Here is a 19,136-nt window from a genome sequence, read left to right as displayed (position 1 = left end):
AATTCCCTTTTTGGCTAATTATTACTGCTTATCCTGGAAATGGCATTTTTAATTTCGAGCCGAATCAAACCGATATTAACATCCGATTCAGCCGTAACCACCAACAGGCCTATTCCGGCATCGGAGAAAAATAACTTTCCGGACCCGGCCTCAATAGTTACCTGGTTGAGAGGTCTCTGCTCCAGACGATCCATGGATTTCTGGATATTGCTGGTAATGGAAGCCGCCAGGGCCCCCACCGCTTCTTCCTCGAAAGAAGTATCAAGATCAGAAGCTATGACAATGCCGTCTTTACCGACAATCATCGATCCGGTTATGCCGCTGGTTTTATTAAGATCTTCAAGTATGTGATACATATTGCTCCCCCGTATTCGCCGGCAGCAGCCTGCCATAGCGTTCGGATGCGTATTTTTTTACAATTTCAGCCGCCTGCTTGATTCTGATATTGAGAAGCTCGTCTTCTTCATGATTCGAGAGAACCAGCAGGTTAAAGTTGACGGTCTTGACAATAACCAGTCGTCTTGACCCGAAAATCATATCGATATTTTCAATATTGTCCTGATCGCCTGCACGGTGCAACAGGGCGCTGTTGGCTTTCCGAAACAACAGCGAATATGGAGCCCAGATATCCGGGTCGATATCGCCGCGCTTGAAAGTCCCCAGGGTCAGCCCCTCGGAATCGACCACCGTCGCCAATACGACCGCATGATGCTCCCCGAGATATTTAACAGCCCGATCGAAACCATCCATATTCGACCCGAGAGAAATACCGGAGGGCCCGCCCTCGGAGATACTATCACTCCCGGTTCGAACCGGACGGCTTTCCGGACGCGAATGGAATGGCATGATTGATTCGACCTCCTCTATATCTTTTCTCGGCTGGACGGCGGTTGTGATCGGCCGCTCACGCCTGGCGGGGCGTCGTTCCACAACCGTCTGATCGACGATCAAAAGGAAAAACGGCCGCATGACAAATGGCGCCGCCATAACTTGCAGCAGGATGGCCGGCAAATAACGGGAAACACCGAGCGCCAGAGATACGGAAAAATTCATGTGGTACATAAAGGACAGGAAAATACCGAATACCGACCCGATCATGATTCGATACAAAAAAGTCAGGCCGGCTCCGGCAAAAAGTTGAATAAGGGTGACTTTCGGCCGGAATAGATAAAAGACCAGGCCGTAAAAAACAATTTCAAACATGGAGTACGTGAATGATCCCATGGCCAGGTCCATCCCGAACCGGGCCGGGAAATAAAACATCGGAACCATCACCAGTAAAGTCGAGAAAAGAAGGACTTTGAAATACTCTTTGTTATAAATCAACATGTTAACTTACCACCCATCAGCTGATTTCCAACGACAATTTACTCATCAGCCCGGACAACTTCATCCTGAGCGTCCCCAGATTGATATGCTTGTTGGCTCTTATCACCAGCAGGTTATTGTCAATCGGCAGAAGATTAATGATTAGATCCTCGGCTTCCACCAGTATATTTTCATAACTGCCGAAATGAGATATCTCTATTTGCGATTTGATGACCGCTTCAATATCCTTGGCCACCGCCCCATATAACTCGGCCGGCTGACGGCTGTCCCAGCGGGCATCGGCCACCAGGCCCTCACCGTTGACCAATAAAACCCCCTCAATACCGTTGATGGAAGAAATACTGTCCAGCATTCCGCCAATACTGATCTTTTCATCGCTTTCCGATACCGCCGTCTGAGATGAAATCGGGGCTTCCTTGGCCCCCGCTATCGGTTCGGATACAACCGTCTTTTTCTCCGGTGATTCCAGAGGTATCTTCCGGGCCATCTCAAGAAGCTTGCTAACGTGGGAATTCCGGGGATCAATGGCCTGAAGCTGGTTCAATATTTTCGTGGCCCTGGCGAATTCCCCCTTGTATATGAATATTTCGGCCATCAACACCATGGTGGCATGACTCTCACCATCCAGTTCTACCGCCTTGGTTACTTCCATCTCCGCCCAGTCATAAAGGCCCTTATCAAGATTGATTTTGGCCATGACCATATGGGCCGAACCATAGTCCGGATGGATTTTAAGTCCGTTCTGGCATATGCGAAAAGCCTTATCCACCTCGCCGGTTTTGCGATAAGCCTCGGCCAGGGCGGCAAAGATCTGCGAATTAGGATTCTCGCCTAAGATCTTGTTACATTTGGCTATTCTATCGTCCAGTTCCGTAAGTTGAGCCATGTTACCGCTCCATTATGACCGACAAGCCATTGTATTTCAAAGAATTAAAATGGGTCATATTTACTCGCACCATAATTATAATGGTCCTTTGCACTTATGTCAATCAAATAAAAAACTAACCCAGCACTTTTCGCGTCTGATATAATCCCATCAGCCAAGTTATTGTCATAATTAAATATAGTGCGGTCGTCAGGTATCCGGGCACACTGAAAAAGCCCGCTTCCTGCAGAACAACAATGACTTGGGCCATTATTAAAAAGCTGAATCCAAGCGCAAACATCTGCCAGCTTTTTGAAATCAAACCGCCGCGAACCAGCGACATTATCTTTAAGGCCCAGACCAGACAAATAACGGCACACAAAAGGACTACAATATTTATCAGGCCCGAAGGGGAAGATAAATTATCCATGTTGAATGCCGCCCGGGCCGGCTGATGCGAACCCAGCACCATTAACGCAATTATGAATATCAGGGAACCGACTCTTTTCATTACGATGCACCTTTCACCAGCTTGACAACCCTATCGGCTTTCTTGATAGAGCTGAAAAGATTATCATCAATCTTGTACCTTTTCACCAGTTCGCGTCGTAATGCCATCGGCTCCGATATCTCTTTTCTCACCCTGCCGGCGGCAGAACGATAAATGCCCGAACCAAGAAAGTAAAAAACATATTCAAGTTGATTGCTGAGCATATTTTCCAGCGCACTCATAACATTATGCATCCGAACCGTCGCCGGAATCTTTAAAATCTCGGTGTAAAATTTGTCAAAAGACGAGTTGAGATTCGAGCCCGGATCGAATCCCGGGAAAAATGTCAGAAAACCGTTCCGGAAACTGGCCAGATATTTATTGAACATCGGATTCTGATCGCCGACAATTTCCTCTACTATGGCACGGATTCGATAAAAACAGCTGTTGTATAAAGTAAACAGGATCGAAAGAATGACCTCTTCCTCGTTTTCTACGATCTCATCCCGGCTGGCCGCCCGGCCGGCCGATTGCACCAGGCCGCCGAGAATCAACCGGTACAGCGCCCGGTAGGTGACGAATTCCCCGACCGGCGAGGCGTTGATTAAATCGGGCAGGGTTCGCTCCCCGTTAATCAACGACAGAATCTTGAATTCCTCGAGTGACAGCGTAATAGTCTCTTTATGGATTTTAGGAGTCAGGCTTAACTGTAATTTGACATCATCGGGGGGAAGGACTTTCTGGATTTCAACCCATTCGTCGATTCGGCGGGTGCCCTCCATGATAATGCTGATAGTGCTTAACTCAATGGAAAACTGCATCTTCCTTGGAGCCGCATTCTCGATGAATTTGAACTCACCCTCGCTCCAGCTGAAAAGATTATAAACGATTTCTTCGATTTGCATCTTCAGGCAGTCAATCACCTCTTCCTTTTCGAAGAGGTTCATATCCACCAGCGTAGTCCCGAGCTGGCGCCCGGTCTGTTTATGCTGGGCAATTGCCTTTTCAAGATCAATTTTGGATATTTTACCCCGCTTCAACAACAAATTACCCAGGAGATCCTCGGAAGAATTGATCGATGATGCATAAATAATATTTCCATCCCGGAAAGCGATCTCCTTTTCGCGGGCCGCTGTCGAAACCTGCAGAACACCAGTCTTTTTGCCGGTTGAAAGAAGTTGCAGTATGTCCGGAAATGAAACTGTCTTAAGATTACCGGTTAAACTCATATCGTATCATTTCATTTACCGGCGGATTGCCGGAAAAAGCCCATAATTCAACTATTTCTTTAATGTTATCGGGAAAACAGGGATTATTCTTTACATGGAGATAGTCTGATTTTACTCAATCCTCAACAGAAATCCGGCCATCCTTTATAACCAGTTCTATAACACCGGCTTGGGCGGTTTCAAAGTATTCCGGCGGCTCATTTTCGTATAGCCCCGGAACCGCCTTAAATCGGTCAGAAATAACGACATCCAGTCGATCCGAGATTCCCTTCAAGATTTCCTGATCTGATCTGCTTAGATTGGGCTTAACCAGCACCAGTTTGTCGGCCGGAGAATCGGTCCTGACCGATTCAACCAGGTCGGCCAGATTATAATCCTCACCGGCGAAAACCAGCGCCAATGAGTCACAGTCATAAATTATCAGGTTTTCCGAAAGAAAAATATCCGGCGATTCATCCCGAAAATCGACTTCCGCAGTAGTGTAAAACCGGGTCCGTGCAGAATCAATCATTAGACTGTCGCTCCCCCTGATATCGAAGTAAACCGGAATCGCCCCGGATGGAATATATACCTGACTTCCGGGATACATATCGGTCAGAAAAGCCGCCTCCCGAACGGTGGCATAATCATCGGAAAGAGCAATAATGTCAGGTCGATCAACCCGACTGATATTCAAATAAGGAGCGATAATGGTTTCCGAAATAAGATAGTCGCGCCCGATCAGATCGGTCATAATCACCTGGGCCGGGGGGCCATGATTGACCATCACCATCCCTCCGGGAACGGGAAAAATCGTCATCCGTTTTCCCCGCCCGGAGGCGAATAGATGGGCCGACAGACCAATATTGGCGATAATCAAAATCGCCAGCACCGCCATACGGCGAGCCCGAAGCGATGACAGGCCGAAAAAAACAAGCGTGACCAGAATAAAATAGACTCCCAGAATCACTCCTGACACCTGGAATTTCAGCAACACGCTCAAATCCCCCGAACCGAAAATTTCCAAAAAATTCAAAATAAGATTCCCCGGCGGATTTAACAGCGATCCGACGAAAAAACCCAGTTCAGGTAGTAACATACTGCTCAGAATCAAAATGACCTCTCCGACCACCATAAGACTCACCAGGGGAACTATTACCAGATTCGAAAGGAAGGAAATGACCGGCAGGCGCTGAAAATAATAGGCACTCAAGGGTAACGATACTATCTGGGCCACAGCGCAAACCAGGACCGGTAAAATTAAATACCTGTAGTACCATCGCGTTTTCAAACCCCCAAACAGACGGTCGATCCGGGGAACGAAAAAAATCAATCCCCAGGCCGTTATAAATGATAACTGGAATCCGACATCGAACAACTCCGTCGGTTTGAAAACCAAAATTATCACGGCTGTGGCGGCGATAATATTATTCAATTCTATCCGCCGCTGCAATGCCCGGCCCAGAATCACCAGGGCGGCCATCACGGCCGCGCGGACCACCGATGGCTGATTGTATGACAAAAAGGAAAAAAACACTATAACCGTCAGCAGGATCACGATCCGCCCGGTCGTTTTCAACGGCGAGGCCCGCAATATTATCAAAAACAGACCGACAATCAAAGCTACATTGGAACCGGACACGGCCAGCAAATGAAGCGTCCCGCTGTCACGAAAAAGATTATAGATATCGACTGGGATATTGCGCGTTTCACCAATTAAAAATCCTGAGGCCAGGGCCGCCGTGTGGCTGTCCAGAGTCCGTGAAAAAACATCGATTATAAAGGATCGCATTGAACCGATAACCCGATAAAAATTCGATCCCCCGATCGGGTCGATCTGGATGGTGTAAAGGTGAGGCAAATAAGTGGTTCCGAAGACCTCTTTCAAATTCAGATAACGGCGGTAATTGAAACCGGTCGGTCCCGGTCCGCCGCTGATCGGATAGATTTTCGCATGGTAAATTATTCGATCGCCATATTCCAGCAGGGTTGTCTCGGTCGCAATTTTAAGCAGCAACCGCCCTTTCCCCTTCCTTACGACTCCCTCATAACCGAGAGAATCGACATCGAGAAGGAGAGTGGTCTGATGACGTTTAATAACCGGCCAATCGGTCACCGTTCCGAAAATGGTATAATTTCGCCCGTCTCCGGCCAGATGAATTATATGACCGGGCGGAAAGCTTTTTATCCGAAAAGTATAACTGAATGCCGAAAGCGCCGTCAGGCAAACCAGTCCGGCCAGGACTGCCGCACAGGAATGATCCTTCAGGTAAAGCCAGACGATCAGCGGGAAAAACAACAGCGCGACAAATAGGAAAATCCAGGAAGCAATATCAAAATAGTCGGCGAGAACTATCCCCGCAGCCACGGCACCGAGAACCAGTATGGCCGGGTGTTTTCTTGCCAAAAAAACCTCAACCGTCAATTATCTCTTTTTCAAATGCAATAATCCCAGCAGTCGCCGGACTTCATTCAGCCGAAAAAACCAGAGGATGGTGACATAAAAAACACCCATCAGGCCGACCTGCAAAATCACGACAATTATTTTGCCGAAAATATTCTCCATATTTACAAATATACCAAAGTCGATCAATTTGACAAGGATTAATGCCGCCATGGCTCCAAATAAAATTTTCCCGGTATGAACTATTATTCCCCGGTATTTTATCCCGCTGATTTTGTCTCGAAGATATATAATCAACAGGGTCAGATTAACCAGCCCGGCCGCTGAGGTGGCCGCCGCCAGACCGGCGAATCCCCAGAGCGGAATAAAGGCGAAATTCAGACCGATATTGATAAGGACCGATATGATCGAGTAATACATCGGCCGCCGGGCATCACCCAGGGCATAATAGACCGGAGCGACCACCCTGACTCCGGCAAAACCAACCAGACCATATGCATAAAAATACAGTGCCCGGGCCGTCTGCACGGTGTCCTCAACTCCGAAAGCCCCCCGCTGATAAATCAGCCGGATCAAATCCTCCCCGAATCCGGCCAGGTAAACCGCCGAAGGAATAACCAGAAACATCGACAGGCCGATAGCCTCATGAAAAGTCCTGACCAGCCTGGCCGTTTCATTTCGCGCCACATCATCGGAAACCCGCGGGAGTGTCACCGTTCCCAGTGCCACCCCGAATACCCCCAGTGGGAAATGCATCAGACGATAAGAATAATTAAGATATGACATTGCCCCCTCGATCAGCATCGATGCCAGAAGAGTATTAACCAGGATATTTATTCTCGAGGCCGAAAGTCCCATAATCATTGGCGATATCAGCCGACCGATTCGGCGTATCCCCTCATCGGCCAGGCTGAACATAAATCGGAATCGAAAGCCGACCCGATAAAGCGAGGGCAGTTGAAAAACCAGTTGCCCGATACCGCCGACTACCACCCCGATCGCCAGCGTATAGATCGGCAGACTGAAATAATCATACAGGATAATTGGGGCCAGGATCATCCCGATATTGAAAAGAGCCGGAGACAGGGCCGGAATTCCGAACCGGCCAAGCGAGTTTAAAATCCCCATCAAAACCGCCGAAACCGAAACCATCAGCAGATAGACGAACATGATTCGCGTCAGGTTGACCGTCATTTCGAATTTGGCCGGCTCCGAGGTGAAACCGTTGGCCGAAATATAAATTATACCCGGAGTCAGGATTATTCCGATGGCCACCACCAGGCCGACAATCAATAACAGGGCCGATAATGTCAGATTGGCCAGCCGGAATGCGGCCTCCTCCCCGCTTTTAACCATTTTATCCTTAAAAACCGGAATAAATGCCGACGACAGGGCACCCTCGGCGAACAGGTCACGAAGCAGATTGGGGACCCTGAAGGCCGCCACAAATGCATCGGTAGCCATCCCGGCTCCGAAAAAATAGGCCACTACCTGCTCGCGGATAAGACCCAAAACCCGCGAAAAAGCGGTGGCCAGGGAAACCGTGCCGGCCGAACCGGCGAATGATTGACTGCGAAGTTTATCCATTGACAATTTTCAATTAACGTATATATTAAAAGGCTAAAATTTATATTGGAAAGGAATAAATAAATTGCCGCATCATAAGTCTTGTAAGAAGAGGATGAAAACATCGACTATCCAGCGCGAGCGGAATCGCAATGCTCGTTCGTTTATGAAAAAGTCGATCAAGTCGCTGAGGAGTCTCCAATCTCGCCCGGAAGCGGAGAACATGATCAACAGTGTCATCAGCGCCATAGATAAGGCAGCTCAGCATCGCGTAATTCATAAAAACAAGGCGGCCAGGGATAAATCCAAATTAATGTCCTTTGTCAAAAATCTGCCCGCTTAATCGCCGACCGCTTTAGATTAAATGCCGAACCAGCCGCAACAAACGCGGTCTGGTTCGTGTCAGATGGGCCAGCAGTTTAAAGGCATTGACACTCCTGACTGTCTTACCCCCAAAATAATTGTCAAGAACTTCAATAATATCTTTAATTTCATCGTCAGTAAGACGCAAATACATCTGTCTCAATTTTAAATATAAATCCAGTTCCTTCTCTTTTTCCTCAAAAAACCGCCCCGGATACAATTCCTCAATATCGTCAATACCGGTAATTCTTCCCGAAAGATATTCGACGGCCGCCCGGCCGGCATAACGACCCGATTTCATGGCATTAATGATCCCCGCCCCGGTCAGAGAATCCAAAGCCCGGGCAGCATCCCCGACCACCAGTAAATTGCCTCGCCGGAACGCCTTCCGACCCTGATACTTGGGTACCAGGCCGCAGTGTTTCTCGACAATCTTTGAATGTTTAAAACGACTTTCTATAAACCCGTTCAGGAGATTCTCCAGTCTTATCGAACGCTGCCCCTTGATCGTAATCCCCAGACCGACATTGGCTGCTGATGAGGACCGGGGAAAAACCCATAAATAGCCGCCCGGCGCGATGTCATGACCCATGTGGAATTCCATGGTTTCCGGATCGAGGGAGATATCCTCCAGCCGATATTGAAGCAACGATTCAACTTCGGTCGGATCAATATCATTGTCAATTCCCGCCCGGCGAGCGATTCCGGATTCGACTCCATCGGCGGCAATAAAAATCGGGGCTTCCACCATGTTCTTGACCCCGCCGGGTTTAAGGATTTCAAGCTTTGAAAATAATCGTTCCCCGCATTCCAGTCTCAGGCCGATGGTTTCGCATTCCAGACGGCAACCGGCTTCCACCGCCCGGCTTGCCAGATCATAATCAAAAACCGTTCGATCCAGAATGTAACCGGCCTCCGGATGATAGACCTCGAACGAATATCCCCAGGGACCAAATACTTTCACCCGGTTGATACGGCTTTTGATCCAGCTTTCAAGGGGTTCCAGCAGGTCATGAAGGGGTTGTCGGGTCACCGCCTCGGCACAACACAGGGGCCGCCCGGGACGATGGTGTTTCTCCAGGATCAGCACCTTAAACCCGGCTTCGGCGATTTCGTGCGCCGCCATCGCCCCGGCCGGTCCCGCCCCGATAATAACCGCGTCATACCTCGACAAGGGAATCCTCTCCTATGGCCCCGGTGGGGCAAAATTCGATACAGACCCTGCACATGGTACAAAGATCCTGATCGCATTCTATTTTTTCAAATGATAAAAACAGGGCCCCTTCGGGACACAGGGGAACACACCCCCCGCATTCCAGACAAAGCGATTGGAATATCACCACCATAACGCGATTAATTTATTATGGCGCCATCGGCGAGACAACTAAATAATGGACATCAATCAGTAATTCAGGAGGTAGACTCCGCTCTTGATATACTCTGAGAATCCGGATTTCAATCGGAAGTTGACCAGGTCGTAAAGGAATTGCTCCTTCTGATGGGCAGGAACGCCCTCATTGAGGACCCGGACCGGAAAATTTATGCCGATAATCCGGCTACCGAATTCCACCCTGAGACTGCCGGAAGGAAGCAAATAACCATTCATTCCCGAAAAACGGAGATCGGTGCCGGTCAGATTGGTAATGCGGAGGAGTTCCGGGGGATCATGTTTTTTCAGGTTAACCGCCCGCCATTCCGACGGGAATATTTTTTCGATCAGGGTGCAGGAACAGGCGAGATATTCCAGGAAATCAAAGACAAGGGGCGAAATGTAACCTGCCCCGGTTTTCTTAATGGCCAAAACTTTTTCATCCTGTTTACCCGAACCGGGGGCAAAGATGGTATGAGAATTATTGAAGTCCCCGGTAGCACTTTCATTTACAAACCGGCAGGAACGCGGGAATCTGGCTTGGAAATCATCCAAGCAGGAATCAACAGGATCTTTGGCAAATAAATTGGCATATATTTTCAGATTCTTTTTCAGCCGAATCACCTGGGCCGGAACAAAGTGGATATTTGCCCGCCGGATGGCTTCCAGCAAGGCCGCATCCTCGAGCAGTAAATACTTATGTTCTACCGCCGCCAGCGCCAGTGGGTTTTTTATTGACTCCGAATTCTCGATAATATTCTTAAGATAAATGACTTTCTTCTCGCTAAAACCGGTCAAGGGCAGAATTTCCGAAGTCGGAACAATTTTAAGATTTGGCTTCATGACAACAATCCTCGGGAAATATGTAATTATTAGAGCTTTTCAAGCAATTGAGATGCCGGGAGGCATCCTTTGGAATAGTCATGCAACAACAAATGTTAACCTCTTTTGGCAAAAGAGAATATACCTTTGTTGCGGGAATTAAAAAAAACAATCAGGGAGAAGCAATAGGTGATATGCAAAGCAATTCAGGTTTTAATAAATACCGATGACATGGAGTGAATCTTTCGTCTGTACCACTATTGTCCGGTTGTCCGGAGAAAAAACCACCTCGGGCATTCCCTGACCGTAACCGCTGTACCCGACTTCAAACTTCTCCACCGTCTGGCCACCGATATCATAAACATGGATAAAACCCTGGACATGTCTCTCCGCAATATCGACATCACTTCCACGGGAAACGTCAACCCCGCCGGCCGCGAATTTACCGTTGGGAGAGATATCGGCGGAAACATATTTGCCCAGCTTGATATTGGGAGGATATTTCCAAAGGACTCTGCCATCCTTCAGGTCTGCCATGATAAATTCATCAGAAAAAGCAAGTGCCAGCCGTCCTAGATCATCCCGAATGACCATATCATTGAGAAGGGTTTTTTGAAAGTCCAGGCGGCGCTCGTTTTTCCCCGGCTCAATTATTGTTATCCGGCCGTTGACATAGAATCCCGCCAGGCGGCCGTCTTCCGAAAAAGCATATTTTTTCTGGTAATCGTATTTCCCCAGAATCTTACCATCGGAATTCAATAATCTTACCCCTCTGGAACCGCAATCGACCAGAATGAATTTGCTGTCGGACGAAATTGTGAGACCAACGAAAGATCCAATAGATACTTTTATCACCTGGCGATCAATATGATATATCAGCAATTCGTAATCGTTCAATCCCTCGGCTCCGGACGCAACCACCAGAAAGTTGCCATCGGGTGAAAGGTAATATTCCCCCGACGCCAGATCATAGGCCGACCAGAGAGGCAACTGGCGGGCGTTATAAATATTAATGATATTGACTGGCGCCCGGCCATTGAGACTCGGAATTTGCCCCTCGATACCGTAATAAAGACCGCTTTCGGCCACGACACTCCGCACGGCTGAATCGGGAGCCAGTTCAAAACGAGGTTTCCAGCGGCAATCAAAAAATTTCAATCCTGATTTCGAGGCAATAACGATATTACCCGAGGCCTGTCCATAAACTTTTGCCCCTCCCTCCAGTGGAATCGATTCCAATTGCCGAAGCCGAAATGAATGGGCTCCCGCCGGAATCAGGATAATCAAAATCAACGCGTATTTAATCAGATCGATATATCTTCCGATCATAATAATTATTCAATACATCCTGCCTGAGGTTCCGGTCCTTTTCTATACAGATAGTTGATTATATACACACCGTCAAGAATATTTGTCTCACAATTGCCGTCGGGATCACCCTGATTGAGAACAACCGGAGCTGGACCGCCCCGGTACAAATAGCTGATCAGGTAGGCAACGTCCATAATATTGATATTCCCGCTGTGATTGACATCGCCATACAGGTAATAATCCTGAAGGCCGAAATACTCGGCCGCTCTGGCAATCAGAGCCTGGGCTCCCGCTTCGGTCAGATGATACAGCGGAAAAGCCAGCGCCACTCTTTTGCCCTGCGGCGTATCATAGGCCACTCCGGCCGGAAGGCCTTCAAACGCGGGATCATCGGTTTCGGAATCAAAAGTATATATTACCTCGGCTCCCGGGTTAACACCAAAAACAGGAATATTGGGAAACAGACCGCCGATAGCATTATCCGTCCGGGTCTGAACACTCGGCCAGCCGTTCTGTCCCTCAGCCCCGATAAAATCGAAATCAAGGTTCATATCCAGATCGGATATCCCGAAATTATCATATAAAAATCCGCCCGGCGACATTGCGGCTGGTGTTGCCATATAATATATCGTCTGCCAGCCTGCCGCAAAAAGATCGTTATTGTACCCCAGATACCAATTCAGAGTATCCACCGAACTGGATAAAACCTGCACCGTCTGATCATCATCGACCCAGAAAATCGAACCATATTGCCCGACTGTAATTCTGTCGATACGATCCGGCGTCGTTCCAACGCTGACCTTATCGTAATCGAGACCGGTGAAAATACTGTCATAGAAGGCCGCTTGGGCGCTTTCGGAGGGACTGAGCCAGCCCGTCGATCCGGTTTCATCGACCAGTAACAGCGGGTAGTCAAAAGTGGCCGCCATGGCGCTGACAATATTCGAACTGTCGGAAAGATTGAAATCATTATCAATCGCCTGGACCAGGTACTCATAGACAATATGCCCGCCGGCATTACTGTCTTCGAATTCCGTCTCCGTCAGGTCGTCCTGTAAAACCGCCCAGGTTCCTCCGGAAGGACGGCGCAATAGACGGTAATGGCTTAAGTCCAGTTCCATATTGGGATTCCAGCTCAGACTGATATTGCGATACCCCGGTTCCGCACTTATGCCGGTCGGTTTCCGCGGCTCGATATATGAAGCCCCGCTGTTCTCAATCAAATAAAGCGGACCGATCCCATCCGGGTTGATACCCATAACCGCAAAGTAATATTCTACTCCCGTTTCCAGCCCGTTTAAATCATAGGAGCAGGGCGGAGTAATAAGATCCACCGTATCCGAATAGACCCCCGACTGGGTCCCAAAGAGCATTTTATACGAATACGTATTGTCGCAATTGTCCCAGATCAGACGCAGAGACTGCCCGTCACCGATATCCCGGATCTCATCGATCGGCGTCGGACTGGCGGCCACATCGATATGTCCCACCGCCGCGGCCGTCATCCGGACGATCTCCTCGAAGTACGGGAAATCAAGCCGACTGCTGATATCCAGATTGGTATGCCAGCCGTCATAATTGAAATCACCCTCCTGGGTATAGGCCACCAGATAACCATAATCATCGAACGAAGCATGATCGGAATTGCCGGCCGCACCACCATAATACGGCAACAATGTCGTCACCCTTCCGGCGGCTTCGGCCAAAACATTGGCATAGACCGGATCACTGCCGCTGAAAAAAGTAACATCGTTGACGGCATCCTCGCTGTATGCCACCATATCGAAATTGAGCATACACTCGACATCGGCATTCTCATCATAGAGATTCGAGGCCACATGTTGCGAACCGAACAAACCCACTTCCTCGGCCGTGAAGGCCGCAAAAAGATATGATTTCCGGGTGTCCACATCTTTAAGAATCCGGGCTATCTCAAGGACCACAGCCGTTCCGCTGGCGTTGTCATCGGCCCCGGGGGCATAAATCGTGGGCGGGGAATCGTGATTGATAGAATCATAATGACCTCCGATGACTATCAGTTTATCCGGTTCCGCCGATCCCTGCTTATAACACAGGACATTATAACAACCATATGATGTCGTCCCGCTGGTATAATAAAAAACATCGGTACTCACCTCGGTATAGCCGAATTCCTGAAATTTACTGATCAGCCAATCCCGGGCGGCGAGAATGGAATCGGTCGTTATATATCTGGTCTGAAAAGCCTCCAGACGCGTATCGTAGCTGTACAGCGAATCCTGACTGACCCGATCGGCCAGCGTATCCAGCGGATAATAATCCTCATATTCGGCCATGACCACCGGCGGGTTATAAAACAGGGGCGTTTCCAGGCCCGATACGGGAATGACCGTATAACGGTCTTTTTTCAAAATCCCTGCCTCGGCCGGAGCCAGTTCCACCAGATGCCGCCCATCGGCGGAAACCAGAGGTTCAAAAGCCAGAACGGTCTGGGATGGTTCCGGGTGAATCCGGCTGATATAATAAACTCCATTGAAATCGATATCCTCTGCCAGCAGACTGATCTTTAATCCCTCAGCCGCCATATCTCCCGCAGTGGTTTTATCAAGATCGACAACAAATCCGGACCCGATCCGGCCCCGGGCGTGATCGACAAATCTCCGGGCCGTACCAAGTTCACGGTAACTATCAATATCCAGCAGATATAAATCCGCGGAATAGGCCGCTGAAAACAGACAAAAAACCAACAATATTCCGTTAAAAATCCTGGCTGGACCCATTATTCAGCTCTCAAAAAATATTTATCGGCGGTGAGGTCTTCCAATCAAAACTGAGGTAATATATCAACATATGTAAATTTGCTTTATCATTGGGTATTTCGCCCGTTATAAATCAATACGCAGAGTCTTTATCACGGTTCCAGAGATTCCATCAATTCCATGCGCATATCCCCATCGACCCGGAGATATTTACCGCTGGCCGAAGCGACCACGTCTCCCGACTCAACCATAACTTTCCCCCGGGTTTCGAACAGACGACCCTTCTGTAATTCCAGGTATCCTTCGAAATGTAACTTCTGGCCGATCCGAATAGCCTTTTGAAAACGAACCGTCAATTCGACCGTCAAGGCATATATTTCACGGGCCAGCAAGGCTTTAATCATGACCTCATCGAGCAATGCCGCGGTTATCCCGCCGTGATAAATACCCAGATAACCTTCATACTGCTTCTCCGCAACGACATCGGTGATCGCCTTTTCTCCGGTAAAATAAAAGCGAGATTTCAGACCGATAGAATTTTTTTCACCGCAAATAAAACATCCTGAATATTTGGCTATTTCCTTCATATATTTTAATTTACTGATTTTCAGAAAACTGTCAATCAACAAAAAAACCCGGCTGCAAGGCCGGGTTTTATATTACCGTTTAATAGTGTCTTTTCCGGATTCAAGGATCAAAGCTCCATCTCATAATCCCAGACTAAATCATCGCTGACCACCCGCACTGCCGCAACACCATCTTCAATTTCAACCGAAACCGACCAGTTACGAACCGTGATTTGACTGCCGGAACCATAATCGACATCGCGAACTTGAGCGACGGTGATGACCATCTCGCCGGTAACCGGATAACTGCCGGACCAGCCATAAGACGGAACCTCATTTACATTGACATCACTTATCGTATTGTCGAAGTCATATGTCGACACCACGGTCGATTCGGGACATATATAAGTATATTCGAGTAGCTTGCTGTTGGTGCCATTGATTGTGCAGGTTTCCGTGTCAAGATCTTCAAAGATCAGATCGACATGGCCATTGTAATCCGTATGCGTCTCATCGGTCACATTGGTTGCATACCCGCAGTACCGAATGTAATGCAGGAGATCGAGCCCGGTCGGTTCTTCCACCGGTTCGCTGTCGATCTGAAATTGCACGGAATCATGGAAGAAATCGTTGAAATAGGCGTTATTGCGTTCGACATACGTAATATGCCAGCCATTGGCATAAACATAATTGACGATATCCTCCGGTCCCATAGGACCGTACATATTACGGACTTCTTCGGTATCGGTCGGCAACTGGTAAATATTTTCAAACCCGAGCAGGAAATCTTCCTGTGTCTGAGTGAAGAAATCGTTCACCCGATCCTGTACCAGAAGAAATTCCGGATCTTCGGGATCACCATTGGTCAGGCTGTCGTCATAGATGACGGTTGTGCTGTCATCCGAGCATCCTGCGAACATCAACGCGAGGATCGCCATCAAAACAAGGCCGAATCCCGGAAGACTGAATTTTGAACGCATACGGCATCTCCTTTCGCGGCCCTCTTAACCGGGTGCCGGCCATGACGGCAATGATTCCTAATGCTCGAGCAGGAAGGTCATGATTGCTTTCTGGATGTGCAGTCGGTTTTCCGCCTCGTCGAAGACGACCGAGTGAGAACCATCCATAACCTCGTCGGTAATTTCCCTCCCCCGCTCAGCCGGCAGGCAGTGCATAACCAACACATCGGAGCTGGCTCCGGCCAATAGCGCCGCATTTACCTGGAATTTACGTAATAACCTTTGCTTCTCCTCTAATAAGTCTTTCTGGCCCATTGAGGCCCAGACATCCGTATAGATAACATCGGCATCCTTGACGGCTTCTTTAGGATCCTCGGTTATTGTAATCCGGCTCTCCTTGTTGGCCCGAGCTCGTTCCAAAAGGGCTTTATTCGGCGGCGTTTCTTGGGCCGTTCCGATCCGAAGATCAAGGGGAATCCGGCTGGCCAGGTTAAGCCAGCTGTTGGCAATATTGTTGCCGTCACCAAGATAGGCGATGGCAAAACGGTCTTTGCGGCGGTGTTCAAGAAGCGTAAAATAGTCCCCCATGATCTGGCAGGGATGGACCAGGTCGGTTAACCCGTTGACAATCGGAACCGTGGCATATTTGGCCAGTCCGGTCACATCGGTATGGGCGAAGGTCCTAATCATGATCAATCCCACGAATCGAGAAAGAACTTTGGCCACATCATGAACCGATTCGCGCTTGCCGATCTGGATCTCATTATCGGTAACGTAGAGGGCATTCCCCCCCAACTCGTTAATTCCCACCTCAAAAGATATCCGGGTTCGCAGGGACGGTTTAGTGAAGATACAGGCGACTGATTTCCCGGCCAGCGGCCGGGGCGTTATCTCGCCGGATTTCATCTTCCGGCATAACTCGAAAACCTCATGAATTTCACCGGCGGTCAAATCGGTGATCTCGGTAAATGATCTGGGCATGCGCCCTCCTTTCCATCTTTTAAAAGCCGACGAATATAATACTCCGAATCCGCCTGTGTCAAGATTGTAATAGTTGCCCGGAATAATTGAATCCGACCATCCAGGTTTCTCTTGCATATCGCAACATTTTGGTTAAAATAGACGTATCCCAATCCAATGGAGGATTAAATATGTTCAAACGTAAGGAATTCTGGGGAGCGGTTATTCTCGTCCTGGGCCTGTGGATTTTACTGAATAACCTGGATATCATCCACTATCCGACTCGACACCTGTTTCGTGACCTCTGGCCCCTGCTTCTGATAATAATCGGTATCGCCCTGATTTTCAGAAAACGCCGGAATAAGACGACATCGATGTATGATGATGTCAATATTAAGATCGGAAATGACTCCCGAACCGGGCATTCCCACGTTTTCGGGGACATTAATATTGAGGCCCGGGGGATGGATATTGACGGTCGAAGTTATTCCTGCGTTTTTGGCGACATTTCCATTAACCTGGCCGGCGGAATACTCCGGTCCGGTGCCAATCGCCTTGTTATAGCGAGCACTTTTGGCGATGTTACCATTATCGTCCCTTCGGATATGGCGGCCAGCGCCTACGCTTCATCGACCATGGGAGATATTTACTTATTCGGTAAGGCCGCTTCGGGATTTTCGGCCGGCCTGACCGCCAGCACCGAGGATTATGATTCGGCTCCCGATAAACTCCAGATTACGGCCTCGACCACTTTTGGAGATATCAAAATCCATCAGGCCTGATGTTTTATTTAAATTAATTCCGGGGAAATTGTTGTCGAGAAAATCCAAAAACAGCTTCACTTAAGCTGCTCACCTACCAAAACATAGCCTTCGCTTCGAACGGATTTGATCATTCGCGGTTTTTTACCGCAATCGCCCAGTTTTTTTCTCAGGCGGCAAACCCTCAGATCGACACATCGGTCAAGACCATCATACTCAATCCGCATAAGTTCCCGATATAACTCATCCCGGGAAACAATTTGATTCGGGCGGCTGGCCAAAAGCCATAGCAGGTCGAATTCTGCCGTCGTCAGCGGGATTTCACGATTATCAAGGCTGGCCATTCGACCTGTACCATTAATCTCCAGATCTCCGATCCTGATGAGGCCGTTGCCATTATGACCATTTCCGGTCTGACTGGCTGGGCTCTGGGTCCGGCGAATAAGGGCTTTCATACGGGCCAGAAGACTATCGATTGAAAACCGACCGCTTATAAAATCATCGGCGCCGTTTTCAAGGATAACAGATTCGAATTGGGTGGCGTCGTTGACCGCCACAGCCACCACTAATCCATTGAAACCGCCGCAAATCTCCCGACATATGGCGACATCATGATAAGTTTTCAGCTCACCGATTATAAGAACGATATCGGGCCGGATATCCTTGACAACCCGCTTGAAATCCCCCGGGCCGATTTCTTCAAGGATCGTGAAACCGGATGCGGTAAAACAGGTTCGGTCGGCCAGGATCCCCTGATCGTGGGTTCGGACCACCAGCACCCCATATCTGATCGGTGACTGCAGTTTAAAACCGGTATATAATTGATCCATATCTTAATTTATGACACCGCTGGACCAAAAAAGACTAATTAAATAAAAATAAAAAAAGGCAGAATAAGTAAAAAATCATTCTGCCTTGATAGAGAGATGAGAAGGGATCGTTCAGCTTAGAATATCCAGCAGGCTGCCCGTCATCCGGGACTCTATCGATTCCTGGGAGTTTCCTTCACCCATAATATCAGCCAGATTGTAGGTCGGCGGCTTGGGTGGCTCCATCGCCTCGAATTCCTCTTTGCTGATCACGCCGTCGCCATCCGTATCCACTTGCGCCAGGAATTCCTCGGCGTTCAGCGCGTGCTCCGAAGGCGCCGGTCTCTGATTCATCATTTGCTGGATTTCATCCTGATCCAGTTGACCGTCGCCGTTCAGATCGATTTTCGCGAACATTTCTTCGCGCATCTGCAACATCATGTCCGACGACATACTCATGTTGCTCTGGACTTCGCTAATCATGTTTACCTCCTGTGGGTTGTTTTCTACTTTCCGATCGGTGTCGGAATTTTCCCATACCTGATGATAATCTCGGTTGGAATCCGGCAGACTTTCGTAAAATCAAGGGGTTTAATTGTTTCAAATTGTAACGGAG

At 48.6% G+C, this 19,136-nt stretch carries 19 protein-coding genes; 2 read left to right on the top strand and 17 right to left on the bottom strand.

Features of this window, described 5'->3' with window-relative positions; all coding sequences use genetic code 11:
• Positions 1-14 precede the first annotated feature (14 nt).
• The 7 genes from JXQ28_03065 to murJ form a co-directional block, all read right to left on the bottom strand.
• Entirely contained in the window at positions 15-356 is a 342-nt protein-coding gene (locus tag JXQ28_03065; GenBank protein MBN2276708.1) for a roadblock/LC7 domain-containing protein, read from the bottom strand.
• Positions 340-1,329, bottom strand: a complete 990-nt coding sequence (locus JXQ28_03060) for a hypothetical protein (protein MBN2276707.1) — start codon at positions 1,327-1,329, stop codon at positions 340-342. The genes JXQ28_03065 and JXQ28_03060 overlap by 17 nt, the downstream gene beginning before the upstream one ends.
• Before the next feature lie 16 nt (positions 1,330-1,345).
• Complete coding sequence (locus JXQ28_03055) at positions 1,346-2,215, bottom strand: tetratricopeptide repeat protein (GenBank protein ID MBN2276706.1); 870 nt, start codon at positions 2,213-2,215, stop codon at positions 1,346-1,348.
• Between the two features lie 115 nt (positions 2,216-2,330).
• Positions 2,331-2,705 (bottom strand): hypothetical protein, encoded by a 375-nt coding sequence (locus tag JXQ28_03050; protein MBN2276705.1) that lies wholly within the window; start codon positions 2,703-2,705, stop codon positions 2,331-2,333.
• Positions 2,705-3,913, bottom strand: coding sequence for a DUF4388 domain-containing protein (locus JXQ28_03045; protein MBN2276704.1), 1,209 nt, complete (start codon positions 3,911-3,913; stop codon positions 2,705-2,707). Before JXQ28_03045 ends, JXQ28_03050 begins: the two co-directional genes overlap by 1 nt.
• Before the next feature lie 115 nt (positions 3,914-4,028).
• Complete coding sequence (locus tag JXQ28_03040; GenBank protein MBN2276703.1) at positions 4,029-6,299, bottom strand: ComEC/Rec2 family competence protein; 2,271 nt, start codon at positions 6,297-6,299, stop codon at positions 4,029-4,031.
• 18 nt (positions 6,300-6,317) lie between these two features.
• Positions 6,318-7,883, bottom strand: coding sequence for a murein biosynthesis integral membrane protein MurJ (murJ, locus tag JXQ28_03035; protein ID MBN2276702.1), 1,566 nt, complete (start codon positions 7,881-7,883; stop codon positions 6,318-6,320).
• 94 nt (positions 7,884-7,977) lie between these two features.
• Between murJ and JXQ28_03030 the strand changes: the two genes are divergently transcribed.
• Positions 7,978-8,205 carry a 30S ribosomal protein S20 gene (locus tag JXQ28_03030; GenBank protein ID MBN2276701.1) on the top strand — a complete coding sequence of 76 codons (228 nt, stop codon included), beginning with the start codon at positions 7,978-7,980 and terminating at the stop codon, positions 8,203-8,205.
• 12 nt (positions 8,206-8,217) lie between these two features.
• Here the strand turns inward: JXQ28_03030 and JXQ28_03025 are convergent, their stop codons facing one another.
• The 8 genes from JXQ28_03025 to argF form a co-directional block, all read right to left on the bottom strand.
• Positions 8,218-9,399, bottom strand: coding sequence for an NAD(P)/FAD-dependent oxidoreductase (locus tag JXQ28_03025; protein MBN2276700.1), 1,182 nt, complete (start codon positions 9,397-9,399; stop codon positions 8,218-8,220).
• The gene (locus tag JXQ28_03020) at positions 9,386-9,571 is read right to left on the bottom strand and encodes a 4Fe-4S binding protein (protein MBN2276699.1); all 186 of its coding nucleotides are present in this window, start codon (positions 9,569-9,571) and stop codon (positions 9,386-9,388) included. The genes JXQ28_03025 and JXQ28_03020 overlap by 14 nt, the downstream gene beginning before the upstream one ends.
• A gap of 56 nt (positions 9,572-9,627) precedes the next feature.
• Entirely contained in the window at positions 9,628-10,437 is an 810-nt protein-coding gene (locus JXQ28_03015; GenBank protein MBN2276698.1) for a hypothetical protein, read from the bottom strand.
• A gap of 192 nt (positions 10,438-10,629) precedes the next feature.
• Positions 10,630-11,745, bottom strand: coding sequence for a hypothetical protein (locus JXQ28_03010; protein MBN2276697.1), 1,116 nt, complete (start codon positions 11,743-11,745; stop codon positions 10,630-10,632).
• A gap of 5 nt (positions 11,746-11,750) precedes the next feature.
• Positions 11,751-14,486, bottom strand: coding sequence for a M20/M25/M40 family metallo-hydrolase (locus JXQ28_03005; protein ID MBN2276696.1), 2,736 nt, complete (start codon positions 14,484-14,486; stop codon positions 11,751-11,753).
• A 131-nt stretch (positions 14,487-14,617) separates the two neighbouring features.
• Positions 14,618-15,091 (bottom strand): PaaI family thioesterase, encoded by a 474-nt coding sequence (locus JXQ28_03000; protein ID MBN2276695.1) that lies wholly within the window; start codon positions 15,089-15,091, stop codon positions 14,618-14,620.
• Between the two features lie 68 nt (positions 15,092-15,159).
• Positions 15,160-16,011: a hypothetical protein gene (locus JXQ28_02995; protein ID MBN2276694.1), complete on the bottom strand. Its 852-nt coding sequence runs from the start codon at positions 16,009-16,011 to the stop codon at positions 15,160-15,162.
• Between the two features lie 57 nt (positions 16,012-16,068).
• Positions 16,069-16,971 carry an ornithine carbamoyltransferase gene (argF, locus tag JXQ28_02990; GenBank protein ID MBN2276693.1) on the bottom strand — a complete coding sequence of 301 codons (903 nt, stop codon included), beginning with the start codon at positions 16,969-16,971 and terminating at the stop codon, positions 16,069-16,071.
• A 170-nt stretch (positions 16,972-17,141) separates the two neighbouring features.
• On the opposite strand from argF, the gene JXQ28_02985 reads away from it, so the two are divergent.
• Positions 17,142-17,732 (top strand): hypothetical protein, encoded by a 591-nt coding sequence (locus JXQ28_02985; GenBank protein ID MBN2276692.1) that lies wholly within the window; start codon positions 17,142-17,144, stop codon positions 17,730-17,732.
• Between the two features lie 56 nt (positions 17,733-17,788).
• Here the strand turns inward: JXQ28_02985 and JXQ28_02980 are convergent, their stop codons facing one another.
• Together JXQ28_02980 and JXQ28_02975 are read right to left on the bottom strand one after the other, a co-directional pair.
• Positions 17,789-18,541 carry a winged helix-turn-helix domain-containing protein gene (locus tag JXQ28_02980; GenBank protein MBN2276691.1) on the bottom strand — a complete coding sequence of 251 codons (753 nt, stop codon included), beginning with the start codon at positions 18,539-18,541 and terminating at the stop codon, positions 17,789-17,791.
• 111 nt (positions 18,542-18,652) lie between these two features.
• Complete coding sequence (locus JXQ28_02975; protein MBN2276690.1) at positions 18,653-19,003, bottom strand: EF-hand domain-containing protein; 351 nt, start codon at positions 19,001-19,003, stop codon at positions 18,653-18,655.
• Between the last annotated feature and the right edge of the window lie 133 nt (positions 19,004-19,136).

This window comes from Candidatus Zixiibacteriota bacterium, from assembly GCA_016933955.1.
Lineage (GTDB): Bacteria > Zixibacteria > MSB-5A5 > GN15 > PGXB01 > JAFGTT01.
The sequence above is the reverse complement of the archived record's forward strand: the minus strand, read 5'-3'. Positions and strand labels throughout refer to the sequence as shown.

Excerpts from the sequence above, each read along its gene's own strand:
- JXQ28_03065 (MBN2276708.1), bottom strand. The coding sequence starts at position 356 with ATGTATCACATACTTGAAGATCTTAATAAAACCAGCGGCATAACCGGA.
- JXQ28_03060 (MBN2276707.1), bottom strand. The coding sequence starts at position 1,329 with ATGTTGATTTATAACAAAGAGTATTTCAAAGTCCTTCTTTTCTCGACT.
- JXQ28_03055 (MBN2276706.1), bottom strand. The coding sequence starts at position 2,215 with ATGGCTCAACTTACGGAACTGGACGATAGAATAGCCAAATGTAACAAG.
- JXQ28_03050 (MBN2276705.1), bottom strand. The coding sequence starts at position 2,705 with ATGAAAAGAGTCGGTTCCCTGATATTCATAATTGCGTTAATGGTGCTG.
- JXQ28_03045 (MBN2276704.1), bottom strand. The coding sequence starts at position 3,913 with ATGAGTTTAACCGGTAATCTTAAGACAGTTTCATTTCCGGACATACTG.
- murJ (MBN2276702.1), bottom strand. The coding sequence starts at position 7,883 with ATGGATAAACTTCGCAGTCAATCATTCGCCGGTTCGGCCGGCACGGTT.
- JXQ28_03030 (MBN2276701.1), top strand. The coding sequence starts at position 7,978 with ATGAAAACATCGACTATCCAGCGCGAGCGGAATCGCAATGCTCGTTCG.
- JXQ28_03020 (MBN2276699.1), bottom strand. The coding sequence starts at position 9,571 with ATGGTGGTGATATTCCAATCGCTTTGTCTGGAATGCGGGGGGTGTGTT.
- JXQ28_03015 (MBN2276698.1), bottom strand. The coding sequence starts at position 10,437 with ATGAAGCCAAATCTTAAAATTGTTCCGACTTCGGAAATTCTGCCCTTG.
- JXQ28_03010 (MBN2276697.1), bottom strand. The coding sequence starts at position 11,745 with ATGATCGGAAGATATATCGATCTGATTAAATACGCGTTGATTTTGATT.
- JXQ28_03005 (MBN2276696.1), bottom strand. The coding sequence starts at position 14,486 with ATGGGTCCAGCCAGGATTTTTAACGGAATATTGTTGGTTTTTTGTCTG.
- JXQ28_02995 (MBN2276694.1), bottom strand. The coding sequence starts at position 16,011 with ATGCGTTCAAAATTCAGTCTTCCGGGATTCGGCCTTGTTTTGATGGCG.
- argF (MBN2276693.1), bottom strand. The coding sequence starts at position 16,971 with ATGCCCAGATCATTTACCGAGATCACCGATTTGACCGCCGGTGAAATT.
- JXQ28_02985 (MBN2276692.1), top strand. The coding sequence starts at position 17,142 with ATGTTCAAACGTAAGGAATTCTGGGGAGCGGTTATTCTCGTCCTGGGC.
- JXQ28_02980 (MBN2276691.1), bottom strand. The coding sequence starts at position 18,541 with ATGGATCAATTATATACCGGTTTTAAACTGCAGTCACCGATCAGATAT.
- JXQ28_02975 (MBN2276690.1), bottom strand. The coding sequence starts at position 19,003 with ATGATTAGCGAAGTCCAGAGCAACATGAGTATGTCGTCGGACATGATG.